14 protein-coding genes are annotated in these 14,755 nt (G+C 61.7%); 7 read left to right on the top strand and 7 right to left on the bottom strand.

Going from position 1 to position 14,755, the window contains the following annotated elements:
• The first annotated feature begins 15 nt into the window (after positions 1–15).
• On the top strand, positions 16–501 hold the full coding sequence (locus tag DQG18_RS05190) for a tellurite resistance TerB family protein (protein ID WP_245958368.1): 486 nt from the start codon (positions 16–18) through the stop codon (positions 499–501).
• Positions 502–719: 218 nt separating this feature from the next.
• Here the strand turns inward: DQG18_RS05190 and DQG18_RS05185 are convergent, their stop codons facing one another.
• Both DQG18_RS05185 and DQG18_RS15980 read right to left on the bottom strand, forming a co-directional pair.
• A complete protein-coding gene (locus DQG18_RS05185) occupies positions 720–1,046 on the bottom strand; it encodes a DUF2200 domain-containing protein (RefSeq protein WP_116653162.1) in 327 nt (108 codons plus the stop codon).
• Between the two features lie 58 nt (positions 1,047–1,104).
• Entirely contained in the window at positions 1,105–1,923 is an 819-nt protein-coding gene (locus tag DQG18_RS15980) for a transporter substrate-binding domain-containing protein (RefSeq protein WP_157970009.1), read from the bottom strand.
• Between the two features lie 90 nt (positions 1,924–2,013).
• On the opposite strand from DQG18_RS15980, the gene DQG18_RS05175 reads away from it, so the two are divergent.
• The gene (locus tag DQG18_RS05175) at positions 2,014–3,849 is read left to right on the top strand and encodes a glycosyltransferase family 2 protein (RefSeq protein ID WP_116653161.1); all 1,836 of its coding nucleotides are present in this window, start codon (positions 2,014–2,016) and stop codon (positions 3,847–3,849) included.
• 87 nt (positions 3,850–3,936) lie between these two features.
• Here DQG18_RS05175 and DQG18_RS05170 read toward each other — a convergent pair whose 3' ends face one another.
• A complete protein-coding gene (locus DQG18_RS05170; RefSeq protein WP_116653160.1) occupies positions 3,937–5,553 on the bottom strand; it encodes an ATP-binding response regulator in 1,617 nt (538 codons plus the stop codon).
• Positions 5,554–5,681: 128 nt separating this feature from the next.
• Between DQG18_RS05170 and mscL the strand changes: the two genes are divergently transcribed.
• On the top strand, positions 5,682–6,116 hold the full coding sequence (gene mscL, locus DQG18_RS05165) for a large conductance mechanosensitive channel protein MscL (RefSeq protein WP_281270391.1): 435 nt from the start codon (positions 5,682–5,684) through the stop codon (positions 6,114–6,116).
• A 332-nt stretch (positions 6,117–6,448) separates the two neighbouring features.
• On the top strand, positions 6,449–6,748 hold the full coding sequence (locus DQG18_RS05160) for a hypothetical protein (RefSeq protein WP_116653159.1): 300 nt from the start codon (positions 6,449–6,451) through the stop codon (positions 6,746–6,748).
• 105 nt (positions 6,749–6,853) lie between these two features.
• Here DQG18_RS05160 and DQG18_RS16290 read toward each other — a convergent pair whose 3' ends face one another.
• The 3 genes from DQG18_RS16290 to DQG18_RS05150 all read right to left on the bottom strand — a co-directional run bounded on the left by DQG18_RS16290 (position 6,854) and on the right by DQG18_RS05150 (position 9,248).
• On the bottom strand, positions 6,854–7,027 hold the full coding sequence (locus DQG18_RS16290) for a hypothetical protein (protein WP_198669664.1): 174 nt from the start codon (positions 7,025–7,027) through the stop codon (positions 6,854–6,856).
• Complete coding sequence (locus DQG18_RS05155) at positions 7,005–7,949, bottom strand: hypothetical protein (protein ID WP_116653158.1); 945 nt, start codon at positions 7,947–7,949, stop codon at positions 7,005–7,007. The genes DQG18_RS16290 and DQG18_RS05155 overlap by 23 nt, the downstream gene beginning before the upstream one ends.
• A 318-nt stretch (positions 7,950–8,267) precedes the next feature.
• Positions 8,268–9,248, bottom strand: a complete 981-nt coding sequence (locus DQG18_RS05150; RefSeq protein WP_116653157.1) for an IS1595 family transposase — start codon at positions 9,246–9,248, stop codon at positions 8,268–8,270.
• Between the two features lie 272 nt (positions 9,249–9,520).
• On the opposite strand from DQG18_RS05150, the gene DQG18_RS05145 reads away from it, so the two are divergent.
• Together DQG18_RS05145 and DQG18_RS05140 are read left to right on the top strand one after the other, a co-directional pair.
• Positions 9,521–10,156, top strand: coding sequence for a response regulator transcription factor (locus tag DQG18_RS05145; RefSeq protein WP_116653156.1), 636 nt, complete (start codon positions 9,521–9,523; stop codon positions 10,154–10,156).
• A 154-nt stretch (positions 10,157–10,310) separates the two neighbouring features.
• Positions 10,311–11,417 carry a hypothetical protein gene (locus tag DQG18_RS05140; RefSeq protein WP_116653155.1) on the top strand — a complete coding sequence of 369 codons (1,107 nt, stop codon included), beginning with the start codon at positions 10,311–10,313 and terminating at the stop codon, positions 11,415–11,417.
• 200 nt (positions 11,418–11,617) lie between these two features.
• Here the strand turns inward: DQG18_RS05140 and hemA are convergent, their stop codons facing one another.
• The gene (gene hemA / locus DQG18_RS05135) at positions 11,618–12,898 is read right to left on the bottom strand and encodes a 5-aminolevulinate synthase (protein ID WP_116653154.1); all 1,281 of its coding nucleotides are present in this window, start codon (positions 12,896–12,898) and stop codon (positions 11,618–11,620) included.
• A gap of 350 nt (positions 12,899–13,248) precedes the next feature.
• Here hemA and DQG18_RS05130 point away from each other — a divergent pair, with 350 nt between their 5' ends.
• Positions 13,249–14,745, top strand: a complete 1,497-nt coding sequence (locus DQG18_RS05130; RefSeq protein WP_116653153.1) for a methyl-accepting chemotaxis protein — start codon at positions 13,249–13,251, stop codon at positions 14,743–14,745.
• Positions 14,746–14,755 lie beyond the last annotated feature (10 nt).

Below are 14,755 nucleotides of genomic sequence, written 5' to 3'. Positions count from 1 at the left end.
GGCCCTGAAAGGTCAATGGCTTCCCGGCTTTGGGCTTGCGCGGGCGCGCGGGTATTTCTAGGGTCGGGCAACCACCACCAGCTTTCCAGAGCCGCCATGACCCTCTCGCCCGTCGATGCCCTTGTTTATACCATGGTCGTCACTGCCGTGTCGGACACCGACGTATCGGACGGTGAACTCGATCGTTTCGCGGCGCTGATCGGCCGCTGGCCGGTATTTGCCGGTTTCGATACCGCCCGGCTGCCCGAAGTGGCCAGCCGGTGCGTCGAGCAACTCAATATGGGCGGGCTGGACGCGCTTCTCGCCGAAATCGCCGATACGCTGGAGCCGCGCCTGCAGGAAACCGCCTATGCGCTGGCCGTGGAGGTCGCAACGGTCGATCTAAGGCTCAACCAGGAGGAACTGCGGCTGCTCGAAATGATCCGCGACGCATTTTCCATCGACAGGTTGACGACGGCGGCACTGGAGACATCGGCGCGGATTCGGCATCGGCGGTTATAGGGTGGAAGAGGCAATGCCTTTGGCTGGCATCGCTCGCCCCCTCTTGGAACATTTCAGCTTTTGATGGAAGCGATTGCCTTGCCCCCCCGTCGCTTTCCCGGCGAAAGCCGGGATCCATAGCGGACCCTCGATCACGGAGAGCGTTGCAGCATGGACCCCGGCTCAAGGCCGGGGTAGCGAAGAGGTGTGGGACTGATCCAGGCAAAACCTGAAACGATCTAGGCGCGCAAAATCTTTTCCATCGCCTTGCCCTTGGCCAGCTCGTCGATGAGTTTGTCGAGATAGCGGATTTCGCGCATGGTGGGCTCCTCGATCTCCTCGACGCGCACGCCGCAGACGACGCCGGTGATCAGCGATCGCGAAGGATTGAGCCGGGGCGCCCGGGCGAAGAAATCCTCGAAACCGGTGCCTTTTTCCAGCTCCTGCTTAAGCGATTTATGGTCGTGGCCGGTCAGCCAGAAGATGATCTCGTCGACCTCCGCTTTCGTGCGCCCTTTCTTTTCGGCCTTGGCGATATAGAGCGGATAAACGCTCGCCACGCTCATAGAATAGATGCGATGGGTCACGGGACCCTCCTTTGATCGCGATTGCAACGCAAGGATATCAATAAAAGCTCACCGGAAACCACCGCAGGTAAAGCTCGTTGATCCGCCCTTCGCGCTCGAGCCGCACCAGGGCCCAGTTGATGGCGGTGCGCACATTGTCGAGCCCGGCGGGCACCGCGACGGTCATGCCGTCGCCGAACAGGTCCGGCCGGAAATAGGCGCCGCCCGCGAACGCGCAGCAATCGGGGTTTTCGTTGAGCCAGAAGGCCATGCGCATCCCGTCGGCAAAGGCGGCTTCGACCCGCCCTTCACCGAGAGCGTCGAGGGCGGCAAATTCGGTTTCAAAGTCGATGACCTCGACATCAGGCAGGGTGCGGGCGAGAAGCCTGGCGTGGGTCGAGCCCTCGCGCACGCCTATGGGGCCGGCAAGGCGGGCGGGATCGAGACCGGGGGCAATGCCCTTGCGCACGGCAAAGCGGGCGGGCAGTTCGAGATAGATGCGGGAGAAATCGAACCGTTCGGCCGCTTCGTCTTCCATCGCGAGCCCCGCGATCAGAGCATCGCCCTGATTGTCGGCCAGCGCCTGCTGCACCCGGTTCCAAGGCCAGGCCTGAATGGTGCAGCGCGCTGAAAGGCGCATGCAGATCGCATTGGCAAGATCGACATTGAATCCCACGAGCCGCCCCGAGCCGTCGGTGTAGTTGAAGGGCGGAAAATCGGTCGTGGTGAGAAAACGCAGGGCGGGGACCATCGCCGGATCGACCAGGTCGTCACGCGCGGCAGGGTCCACATGCACAGGAGGATTCTGCGCACTTGACAGAGTGGAAGCGCCAATGAGCGTGGCCATGACGAGGACGCGCAACAGGGAGCGGAGCATACGTATTTTCCACAGGGTCGGGTTGGGTCTCCCCCGTTTATGGCGCATTTGAGAGCCGATTGGTAGGTTCGTTGCATTGGGGGAGCGAGCATGCGGCGGCTTGACCGGTTCCAGACGGATGCGGCCATCATCGAGGCTTTGCTCGGCGCCAATGCGGAACCGGGAAAGGCCGAGGCGATCCTTTGCCGGGCGCGGGAACTGGGCTGCGACCCGCTGACGGCGCTGATCCATGCGAGCGGAGAGGATCAGGATGCGGTCTATGCCCGCGTCGCTTCCATGTTCGGGCTGGCCTTCGTCGATGACATCGCACCCTTCATCGTCCCTTTCGGGCCCATGGCCAATATCGATAGCTTCGGCCAGTTGTCCTCGGTGCGGGGGTGCTGGCGCGGGGTGGAAGTCGTGTTCCTTGCTCCCGGCCTCAGGCAGTTCGTGGATTTGGCGGGCCGGGACGCGAACGCCCGCCAGGTCATCGTGACGAGCCCGCGTGCACTGACCGACGCTATCGTCAGGGTCAATGCGGCACGGCTCGCCGAAGACGCTATCCAGCGCATCGTGCGCCAGTATCCCCATGGCAGCGCCAATACCGAACTGCGCAGGCCCTGTTGCTACGGACTGCTGGCCATCATGCTGGCGATCGCCTTTGCCGCGCTCTTTGCCCAGACGACGGCCCAGCCCGTCGTATTGCCCGTTCTGGCGCTGCTTCTGGTTTCCCCTTCGGCCTTGCGGATATGGGCGGCGCTGACGGCGCGCGAGAACGTACCGCTTGCCCCGCGCCGGTTGCTGCCCGATGCCGAGCTTCCCTGCTATTCGGTGCTGGTGCCGTTGCGCGACGAGGCTCATATGGTGCCCCAGTTGGCCGGGGCATTGCGCCGGCTCGATTATCCGCCCGAAAAGCTCGACATCAAATTCGTGGTGGAAAGTGCAAGCCAGCGTACGGTGATGGCGGTGAAGCGCTATCTCGGCGATGCACGGTTCTCGTTGGTCGTCGTGCCGAAAATGCCCCCGCATACCAAGCCCAAGGCGCTCAATTTCGCCCTGCCGCTGGTGCGCGGGCGTCATGTGACGGTGTTCGACGCCGAGGACGTGCCCGAGCGCGACCAATTGCGCAAGGCGGCCTCGCTCCTTGCCGAACGGCCCGATATTGCCTGCCTCCAGGCGCAACTGCTTATCACCAACGCCCGGCGAAACTGGGTCACACGGCTGTTCGCGGCCGAATATGCCGGGCTTTTCGGCGTGCTGCTGCCCGGCATCAGCCGGCTGGGGTTGCCAGTTCCGCTAGGCGGTACATCGAACCATTTCCGCATCGATATTCTGCGCCGCGCGGGCGGATGGGATGCGTTCAACGTGACCGAGGACGCCGATCTGGGCGTGCGTTATGCGCGGCTGGGGCACAAGATCGCGAGCTTTGCCAGCTATACATCCGAGGAATCGACGGTGACGGTCCATGCCTGGTTGCGCCAGCGCAGCCGCTGGATGAAGGGCTGGATGCAGACGCTGATCGTCCATTCGGCCTATCCGGGGCGGCTGTTGGGCGATCTGGGCTGGGTGCGGCTGCTCGGCTTTCAGGTGATGGTCGCAGGTATGGTGCTTTCGATCTCGGTGCACGGATTGCTGCTGGTTTCAACGCTGGCTCAGGCGATCATCGAGACGATCCGTTTCGGGATGCCGGGCGGCTCTGTCCGGGCCAGTCTCGTGGTGCTGGGGGTCGGCTATGTGGGGTCCATTGCCATCGGCGTGATCGGATTGGCGCGGGTCGGCCGCCGGGATCTGTGGGCATGGCAGACCCTGCTCCCCGTTTACTGGATGCTGGCCTGGGTCGCGACCGCCCGCGCGGTGATCGAACTGATCCGGCGGCCCTATCACTGGGCCAAGACCCACCATAGCGGGATGCACGCGATGGAGAAAAAGGGCGGGCCGGGCGGTTAAAGGGGAGTGTTGCCTTGGGCTTTTGGAAGATGGCGAATGCCCCCGCTCTTTCGCCCCCTCGCCGTTGAGGGGAGGAGGCGATGGAGGCTATCCCCTCTTGCTCATCTGCGCGAGCAGCGCCCGTAACGCGGCGGGTTTTACCGGCTTGTTGAGCACCGCGGTGCCCCGGGTCTCGGCAAGCTGGCGTACGGCGGCAGTGCGGTCGGCGGTGACGAGGATGGCCGGCAGGTGCCCGCCCACGATCTGCTTGAGCCATTCGATGGCATCGAGCCCCGAGGTCTGGTCGAGGTGGTAATCCATCAGCACCAGATCGGGCACCCAACCCTCGAGCATGTTGAGTTGCGCGATTTCCTTGAGCGAGGTGGCGGTGCGCACGTCGCACCCCCAGTTTTCGAGCAGGCCCGACATGGCGTCAAGGATGTTGCGCTCGTTGTCGACGCAAAGCACATGCAGCCCGGCAAGCTGGTTTTCCGTGCGCGGCGGAGCGGCCTCCCTTGCCTGGGAAGGCCGGGCGTCGGCGGCGACCAGAGGGACCGAGACCGAAAAACGCGAGCCGCGGCCCACCACGCTTTCGATTTCCATGGCGTGATCGAGCGCGGCAAGGATGCGCTGGACGATGGAGAGTCCCAGCCCCAGCCCGGGCGCGATGCGCGCGCCCTGTTCGAGCCGGGAAAACTCGGTGAAGATGAGATTGTGCTGCCGCCGGTCGATGCCGATGCCGGTATCGATCACATCGAGCCTGACCATGTTTCCGCGCTTGCGGCAGCCCACCAGCACGCGGCCGCCCGGCTTGGTGTATTTGATGGCGTTCGAGACCAGATTCTGGACGACGCGCGCCAGAAGCATCCGATCTGACCGGACGATCAGGCTGGCCCCCACGACGCGCAGGTCGATGTCCTTTTCGAGCGCCTGGGGCTGAAACTCGATCTCGATCTTCTTTAAAAGATCGAGCACGTTGAAATTGGACGGGGTGACCTTGAGGGCGCCCGAATCCATGCGCGAGATGTCGAGCAGGGTCGACATGATGTCCTCGACGGCGTTGAGAGAGGCATCGATCGATTCGGCGATTCCGGCCATGGGCGTGCCGCGCGTGCGCTCGTAAAGGGTCGAGGTATAGAGCCGCGCCGCGTTGAGCGGCTGGAGCAGGTCGTGGCTCGCGGCGGCGAGAAAGCGGGTCTTTTCGTGATTGGCCGCGTCGGCCTTGGTGCGCGCTTTTTCAAGTTCGGCATTGAGCAGGGTCAGCGCGCGGGTGCGGTCATCGACCCGCTCCTCGAGCGTATGGTTGACCTGTTCGAGCGCTGCCTCGGCCTTTATCCGGTCGGTGACGTCGGAAAAGGAGATGACCAGCCCCTGACCGGGCAGGGCGCTGGTGTGGATCTCCAGATGCCGCCCGAGCACCGATTGGCGCCGGGTGAGCGTCGCCGGTTCGTGCGCGATGAGGCGCTTGCGCTGATCGGCCAGAACCTGTGGCGTGCCCGGCCCCAGATCGCCGCGCCGGGCAAGAAACAGCAATATATCGTCGATCGGCGTGCCAGGCGCGACCAGTGTTGAAGGCAGTGACAGCCCCGCCCGATAGGTAGCATTGGCCAGCACCAGATCGAGGTTCTCGTCGAAAAGCGCCAAGCCATAGGGCAGATGCTCGAGGGCCGCCCGCAAGTGCGGATCGGCAAGCGCGCTAGGTATCGTCTGGACTGTCTCGCTCATGGCCGGCTCAAAACCTGTCGCCCCTTGGTCCACCCCAACGCCCCGACTGTCAAGTTATCCCAATGGACAAGCGGCACAAATCGGGGCTAGCTATATCGGCCAGAGCAGCAGGGCCAGGGAGACAGGACATGTCCATTCTAAAGGAATTCAAGGAATTCGCCGTCAAGGGCAACATGGTCGACATGGCGGTCGGCATCATTATCGGCGGGGCGTTCGGCACGATCGTGTCGTCGCTGGTCGACGACATCTTCATGCCGCTCATCGGGTTGATCCTTGGGGGGGTCGATTTTTCCAACCTGTTCATCGTGCTCTCCAATCCCGACGGCGTGGCCGTGCCATCGCTCGCTGTCGCGCAGGCGGCCGGCGTTGCAACGCTCAATATCGGGCTGTTTATCAACGCAATCGTCAAGTTCACTATCGTGGCGTTCGCGCTGTTCATGCTGGTCAAGGGCATCAACATGCTGCGCCGCGAAAAGGAAGAAGCGCCGGCCGAACCCGCCGCGCCCCCGCGCGAGGAAGTGCTGCTCGCCGAGATCCGCGATATTCTCAAGGCCAAGGGGTAGAATCATAGCGTTTGGGTGTTTTACCTTCCCCGGCGAAAGCCGGGGGCCACGCCGCGACACCCGCAAAAGTGGATGGCTCGCTATGGATCCCGGATCAAGCTCGGGATAACGGCGAGGTAGGCTGATGGTATCTCATCAATAGTTGAACGCTCTCGACGACGGAACCGGCCAATCCCGCTCAACATACATAGACCGCGCAGCCCCGGTTGCGCGGTACTTGCCTTTCTTGTTGTAGGTGTTTATTCCTAGTACTTAGGTAATCACTGGCGATTATACCTTTGACACACCCGCTCCAATTTGGTTAACTTTTGGTGTAGCCAAAGGAGGGGGACATGGCTCTATTTGCTGTAGCGTTCAGAATCCAAGACGGGCCCAATTACGATGCCCGATACATTTCATTGACCGAAGCAATCGAAGCCGCTGGCGGGCACGCCTATTGGGATGAACCAACGTCGTTCTACCTGCTGGAGTCGGACAAGAATTCCAGTGGTTTGAAGGATGAAATTGTCGCCAACTCTCGCACCAATTCTGACGACCTACTGCTGGTCATCAACCTGTCAGTCCCTAAAGGACATGCGTCGAGGGGAGTTCAGGACTTGACGCGCTTTAAGGCTTTTATGGACTCGCGATAGTGGCTCTGGTGGATGGCTACAGGCACTCTCAACAACCGAGCCATCCATATCACCAGTAGCCGAGCCGCTTTCTTCGCCATTTCTATCTCCACTAAAAAGCCCGGCTCACTGGCCGGGCTTGTCCTTCTTGGGTTTATCGCCATCCTTGGGTGGGGGCGACTTCACGATCTTCTTTAGCTTGCGGTCGAAGTGTTCGGCGGACTCGTCCGCCTCAAGCTCGCGGGCAAGCTCTTTGAATTTGTCGGACTGAGATCGCCTATCCTTGTCCTTGTGCGTCATCGGTGGCCTTCGCGGGTTTCGGCTTCAAGCGCGCGATCTTAAAGTCAAGATAATCACGGATAAACTCATATCGCTCAACGGAGGCCTTTCCGAGATAGCGTATCTTGATCTCATCGCCCGCGTCATCGATGAGTGTTTCTTCGCTCCACCCGCCGCTAGGTGCCAAAGGTTGGTCAATTGCGAGGCGAGGCGGCGACTTCGCTGTGGGCGCGGCGGCTGGCTCTTGCAAAACAACTTGGCTCATCTCGAACCCCGTTTCGCTCCCCTCAATGAACACCCAATCATGCCCCTCATGACCTTGAATCGCCCGTACGCGCTTCGGCTCTGAAAGCTGAAACGCGCCTCCGATCTCGATCTGGACAAGATCGCCAACTTTAATATCAGAAGCCGGGGGAGCGGCATCGGCGTCATCGTCAGTTGGCTCTACGATCGTATCAGAATCCGTCAGCCCTGCATAGTCAATAGTAGCGTCATATACCTTCAAAAAGGTGTGGGCAGCGCTGTCGGTGAACGCATGTTTAAGCACAAGATCGTCCAGACATACCGGGTCAGGGGGACGATCAGCGCCCCAAACTGACCAGAATTTTTTTATCTGCGCAGGTTCCAGCGCAATCTTTTTCAATACGTCCCGCTTCAAACTCTCCTGCTGAGCGCGAAGATAGGTGCGGGCGTCGTCTGTGAGTAAAGCCTTGCGTTCCGCAGCGCTACCTTCGTAGCGCACCAGACCAAATGCGCGCATTGCCGCCAGCGTCTGGTTGGCTTGGCTGCTATTTTCCTTCATTCCCCACGCGAGCCCCGCTTTGGATGCCGGAGCAGGATGGCGGCCGAATGTTTGCTCGAAGGCTTGTAGCCGCTTAACGACCTCCTCAAGGGGAATGAACGGGAAAGACGGGCTTCGGTCCTTAGTCTGTTTTTCGGTCATGGCGTCACTCCTGTTGGGAGTGAATATCGCCCAAAACCTCTGACACGTCAACAAGGAGCGCCACACTGGTTTTACGTCCGTATTGATTGCCTGTTGACGGGGGCGGCGAATCTAAGGCACATTGCCGATGTTCAACCGCTAAGGAGATTGATGATGAACAGGAGGGTTGCTCTAGCCGTGGTCACGCTCACGGACGCGGCGCGGGCTAACTGAAAAGGCTCCACAACCTGGCAGGGTTGCAGAGCCTCAATCGTGGGCCAAATCAGCGAGACTTGGGACGGCGGTGTTCTATCACCGCCGTCTTCGTTTGTGAATCCCTTACGCGGAGATCGTGGTTTCGTAAGTCCTTTTATAGGTGAGCCGCTTTCCCTTCACGCCTTCAAGGGCGCGGCCAGCGCGGGCCTTATCATCAATCCCTAGGGCAATGCGGTTGTTGTAGCGGAAATCGAACTCCGCCAGATACCGGTGCAGATGCTTCTCACTGCAATGCTGGTAAACGCCCTTCATCCCCCGTTTGAAGATGCTGAACACGCCTTCAATGGTGTTGGTGTACGCATCGCCGCGAACGTATTCATTAGCGGTGTGCATGACCGTTTCGTGACCCGCGAACTCGCGGCCAATCTCGGTATAGAGGCGGCTTTCATCGGTGTTCAGAACCGTTTCGCGGTTCACGTTGTTTGCGACAATTTCACCGACTGCGGCTTTGGTGGCGCGGTCAATGTGGAAGGTGCGGACAGAACCGCCGCGCTCAACCAGACCAACGACGGAACGCTTGCCAGCAGGGCCGCGGCGCTTTTTGCCACGGGTCAGGAAGGGCTTGCCATCGGTGCGCATGGTGGGCTGGTCATCGGACTTGCCGAAATAGGTTTCGTCAGCCTCCACAGCCTTGCCGTTGCCACCAAGCGGTGCCAGATCGCCAGCGCGCATCGCTTCGCGAATACGGTGGGCCAGAAACCATGCAGTCTTGTAGGTCACTTCCAAGGTGCGGTGAAGCTGGTGGGCGGAAACACCCTTCTTGCTGGACGCCATGAGATAGATGGCCTGTAGCCATTTATGCATGGGCAAGTGGCTTTCTTCAAAGATGGTGCCGATGCGAACAGTGAACTGCTTACGGCACTGGCCACACTTGCGCAGACCGTGGCGGACCTTGCCGGTTTTGCCAGTCACATTCTTGAGCGCGTAGATCCGATCATAGCCGCCGCAATGAGGACAGACAGGGCCATTGGCCCACAGAATGGATTCCACATGTTCGAAGGCTGCTGCTTCGTCGTGGAAATATGCGGCGCTGAGAATAGACATGGCTTAACTCCTTGATTCAGTTAAACCATACTTTCATGGGTGTGTCAAAGGTATAATCGCCTAATCACTCCTACGTATTCTTCCGGTCGGCAAGAAAGATTACCTATAGCAGACTGTTTACGCGATTCACTCAAGGGGGGGGGCCGCATGACGGACCTGAGCGCGTTGCGGCGAACCAAGGCGCGCCGCTTCATGAGTTGATCTGACGAGGCTGGTGCGGAGAGGCTTCCTGTGTCCATGCCTCCCCGCGCCGTGCCCCAAGGGAGAACGGCATGAACAATGACTTTTTCTATCGCTCTTTTTTAAATCGCGACCGGCTGATCCATATCGCCGATGCGGACGTGGCAGTGTGCGACAGCCTTGCGACGCTTTTCAGGCTCGATGGCTTCCAGATCGCTACATCCAACGATGCGGGGGCGTTCGTTGCCACGTTCGAGCGGCGGCGGCCCCATATCGTGGTGCTCAATTTTAGTCTCCATCGGGAGAACATGCTGCCCATGCTGGGGCGTATCAAGGACATGCGGGCGGGAATCGCGGTGTTCATGCTGGGCGATGAGGGCGATGTGAGCCTTGCGGTCGAAGCCATGCGGCTGGGTGCGAGCGATGTCTTCACCAAGCCGGTCGATGGCGAAAAACTGGCCGCCGCCGTGCGCGAAACCCTGCGCCGCGACGTCCATATTGCCGCCGTCCAGAACGGGCAGCGGCAGGTGGAAATCCGCGGCTTCACCCAGTTGACCCCCCGCGAACGCGAAGTGCTCCAGCTCATCACCAACGGCCAGTCCAACAAGGAAGCAGGCCGGGAACTGGGCATATCCCCGCGCACCATAGAGGTCCACCGCGCGCGGGTGATGGAAAAGCTGGGTGCGCGGAACACGGCGGACCTGATGCGGATCGTCCTGACGAGTTGAAATTCCGGCCGATGCAGGGCCGGATTTGCCCACCATCGGCAAAATCTGCACGGATGATATTGTGCCGGAACGGCGAAGACAGCCGCAAACCGGGGCGTTGCGGGGTGGGCATGGAACTTGCTTTGATCAATTCGACCACGATCAGGACAGGGCCATGCAGGTCGGATTTTACAGCACCAATGCGTATGCCAACGCGCGGCACACCCAGGGCTATCCCGTTCACGGCGGCGCCGAAGCCCGCAACATCGCGCCCCGGCAGGAAGATGACAGCCAGGCCACGGTGGTGACGCTGTCCGAGGCGGCCCGCAGCGCGGCATCGGTGCCCGATTTCTCCCAGGTTCTCGCCGCCGCGCGCGAAACGCTCAACCAGTTGCTGGCCGAGGCCGAACGGGCATCGCCGCTCGAGAACGACAAGCTCGCCCTCGACATGACCCGCCTCGGCGAGCGGGAGCTTTACGCCATTACCGTGAACGATGACGGCCTTTTCACCTCCGATGAGCGCAAAGCCGCCGAGATCGAGATGCAGCGCCGGTTCGACAGCGCGATGACAGGCCCCATCGCGATAAGCGAATTGACCGCCGACTACCGCCCCCTCTATCGCGCCGCCGCCACCTGGCTTGATGCCCTCGGCCCCGAGCAGAAGGCATCGCCCCAATGGAAGGATGCCCGCGCCGCGATCGATACTGCGCTCGCCAGACTGGCCGGGGAGAAGGGCACATCGCCCGCCGGTATCGCGAACGATCCTGTCGCGGCATGGCTCGAAAAGCGGGCCACGACGGAGAAGGAAGCGGCAACTGATCCGGTTTCGCTCGAAGAAGGGCTGCGCGCTGCGCTCGACAAGCAATATGAAAAAGCCCGGCAGGAGGGGCGCATACCCACCTTCGACGCAAGCAATACGCGCGGCGCCTATATCGATCTGGGCATTTTCGATGCTGAAACGGTCTCGGCGATCGTGCACAACCGTAACGGCCTGTTCTCGGGCGAGAAAGTGCGGGCCGCGACGGCCGAAATCCGCAACAGGGCGAACGTGGCGCTCTCGGAAGGCTACCGAGACGCCGCCAAAAGCAGCGATCCGACGGCCTTTGCCCGCAACATCATCTCCATCTATTCGTCCCTGACCCCCGAGGTGCGGCAGGCCGCCGGGTTTTCGGAAAACATGCTGAGCACGGCAATGTCGAGCTTCGAGACGACCTCGCGCCTTCTTGAGATGATGGCGACGAACACGCAGGGCGGTGGTGCGGGGTGGTTTGCGGGGCGTTAGAGCATTTGCTCTGTTGCCGGCATCGCAGCCCCCTCATCCGACCTTTCGCTTGCGCGAAAGCCCACCTTCTCCCACAAGGGGAGAAGGGGAGGCATGGGGCTGCCATGTGAGCCCCCCTCTCCCCTCGTGGGAGAGGGGCTGGGGGTGAGGGGGCCAGCGATGCTAGCCCCGCGATCGTAAATATCGATACAGCCCTCGGATCAGCCCCCCACTGATGGCAAGGTCAGGTCGCCTGCGGTCAGCTTGTTGGCCTGGAGTTTCGTCATGTCGAAATCGCGCTTGAGATCGAGCGTCTCCCAGACCGAATTGAGCGCGTCGCGCAATTCGGCGATCATTTCGTCGGTGTGGTAGGGGGTGGGCGTGATGCGCAGCCGTTCGGTGCCCTTGGGGACCGTGGGGTAGTTGATGGGCTGGATATAGATACCGTGCCGTTCCATCAGCATGTCGCTGGCCGCCTTGCACTGACGCGCATCGCCCACGATCAGCGGAACGATATGGGTGCTGGTCGCCATGACCGGCAGCCCGGCCTCGGCCAGCACATGCTTCACCCGATTGGCCTGACGCTGGTGGCCGTCGCGCTCGGCCGTCGAGGTCTTGAGGTGTTCGATTGAGGCGTGCGCCGCCGCGCAGAGTGCCGGGGGCAGGGCGGTGGTGAAGATGAATTCGGGCGCATAGGAGCGCACGGCGTCGACGATCGAGGCGTTGGCGGTGATATAGCCGCCCATGACGCCAAAACCCTTGGCGAGCGTGCCTTCGATCACGTCGATGCGGTCCATCAGCCCGTCGCGCTCGCAGATGCCGCCGCCGCGCGGGCCGTACATGCCCACCGCATGCACCTCGTCTATATAGGTGAGGGCGTTATATTCATCGGCAAGATCGGCGATCGCCTCGATGGGCGCGATATCGCCATCCATGGAATAGACCGATTCAAAAACGATGAGCTTGGGTCGCGTCTTGCCCGCCGCCGCCAGCAATTCGCGCAGGTGCGCGACATCGTTGTGGCGGAAAATCTTTTTTTCCATGCCCGATTGCCGCACGCCCTGGATCATCGAGGCGTGGTTGAGCTGGTCGGATAAAATGAGGCAATTGGGAATGAGCCGCGCAATGGTCGAGATCGAAGCCTCGTTGGAAACGAAACCCGACGTGAAAACCAGCGCGGCTTCCTTGCGGTGCAGATCGGCGAGCGAACGCTCGAGCTCGACCAGCGGGCGGTTGGTCCCCGAGATGTTGCGCGTGCCGCCCGCGCCCGCCCCGATCCGGCCCGCCGTTTCCTGCATGGCGGCGATGACCTTGGGATGCTGGCCCATGCCCAGATAGTCGTTGGAGCACCAGATGGTGATTTCGCGGGCATTGTCCGCCGAGTCGCGATAGATGGCGCGGGGGAAATCGCCCGCCACGCGCTCGAGGTCGGCAAAGACCCGGTAACGCTTTTCACTGCGAAGAGCATCGACCGCGTCGTCGAAAATGCCGCGATAGTCCATGAGGCCTACTCCAGCGGCGCCTCTTGAAATACCCGGCGGCCTGCCGGGCATGGGCACCTTGCAAGGTTTGTGTCCGGCGCGGCTGGCACCGCCGCATCGGGGCTTATTGCCAGTATGTAATCCGGGCCATGATTCAGATCAAACCGTTAATCGCCACAAGACGATACGGCAGTCCCCAGCCCAACGCGCTGACAGCCGAATGATAGGGCGTGTCATCCACCTTGACCAGCGTGACGCAATGACGCGCGAACATCCATCCCCCGAACTTTGCGCAATGAAGCCTTTGTTAACCCTGCAACTTCTAGCTTGGAGGTTCAAGAACAACCTTTCGGCCTGAAGTGACATCCCCCATGAGTGCAGTGCCTGCTTACGATCCGTCCCCGCTGGCGGACCGACTTGAATTTCTCGGACTGGACAAGGCGGCCCAGGACCGCATCGCAAAGATATCGCCGCTGGTCGTGCCCCATATCGCACCGGCACTGACGCGGTTTTATGCCAGCATCGCGCGCACCCCGGACGTCTCCAGATTCTTCTCGGACCCCGCCCATATGGACCACGCCAAGGACAAGCAGGGCGGCCATTGGGGCGTGATCGCTACGGGAAAGCTCGACGAGGCCTATTACGCATCGAGCCTTGCCATCGGTGAGCGGCACGCAAAGATCGGGCTCGAGCCGCAATGGTATATCGGCGGGTATGGCCTCATCATCGAAACCATCGTCAAGGGCGCGCTGGCGGACTGGATGGCGGGGGAGTTGCCCCAGATGCGCAGGCGCAAGCCCGCCGAGATCATGGATGCCACCCATGCCATGGCCGCCGGGCTGGCCGATCTGATCAAGGCGGTGATGGTCGATATCGACATTGCCGTCACGACCTATTTCTCCCGCCTTGAAACCGAACTCGAAGCCAGTCGGGCCGAGGCCGAAGAGACCGCGCGGGCCCAGCAGCATGTCCTGGGCGTTACGGGGGATGCTCTGCAGCGGCTGGCAAAGGGCGAGGTCTCGGTGCGGATCGAAGCGCCGTTCGCCGGGGAATTCGACAAGCTCAGGACCGATTTCAACGTGGCCGCATCGGGGCTCGACGAGGCGCTGATCTCGATTCGCCGCTCCGTCGACGCCATGGGCCGGGATGCCGATACCGTTGCGGAAACGGCGGGTGATCTCTCCGACCGCATGACGCGGCAGGCCTCGGCCATCGAGCAGTCCGCCGCCGCGCTCGACGAGGTGACCGGAACGGTCAACGAGACGGCCTCGGGCACGGCCGATGCCGCCCGCATCGCCGAAGGGGCGAACGCCGCCGCCGAGGGCGGTGGCGCGGTGGTCGAGCAGGCCGTCCAGGCCATGGGACGGATCGAGCAATCCTCGGCCAAGATCTCCTCGATCATCTCGGTGATCGATGAAATCGCTTTCCAGACCAACCTTCTGGCGCTCAACGCGGCGGTCGAGGCGGCGCGGGCTGGCGACGCAGGCCGGGGCTTTGCGGTGGTCGCGACCGAAGTGCGCTCGCTCGCCCAGCGCAGCGCCCAGGCCGCGCGGGACGTGTCGAGCCTCATCAAGCAGTCCTCGGGCGAGGTCGAGAACGGGGTGGGCATGGTGCAGAAAACCGGCGAGGCGCTGACCGACATCGTTACGCGAGTGGGGAGGATTTCCGAACATATGGGAGATTTCTCCAACGCCACCAAGCAGCAGGCCAACGTGCTCAACGAAATCAACTCCGCCATCGTCCAACTCGACCGGCTGACCCAGGAGAATGCCGGGTTCGTGGGCAGGGCTAGCGAGGCGGGGCGCGATCTGGCGATCGAAGTGGCCGAATTGCGCGAGCGTCTCAACGCGTTTCGCACGACGGCCTGACATCGAGGTC

Origin of the sequence: Pelagibacterium sediminicola, assembly GCF_003390885.1 — a bacterium.
GTDB classification, from domain to species: Bacteria; Pseudomonadota; Alphaproteobacteria; order Rhizobiales; family Devosiaceae; genus Pelagibacterium; species Pelagibacterium sediminicola.
Note: the sequence above shows the minus strand (reverse complement) of the source record. Positions and strands in the feature narration are given on the sequence as shown.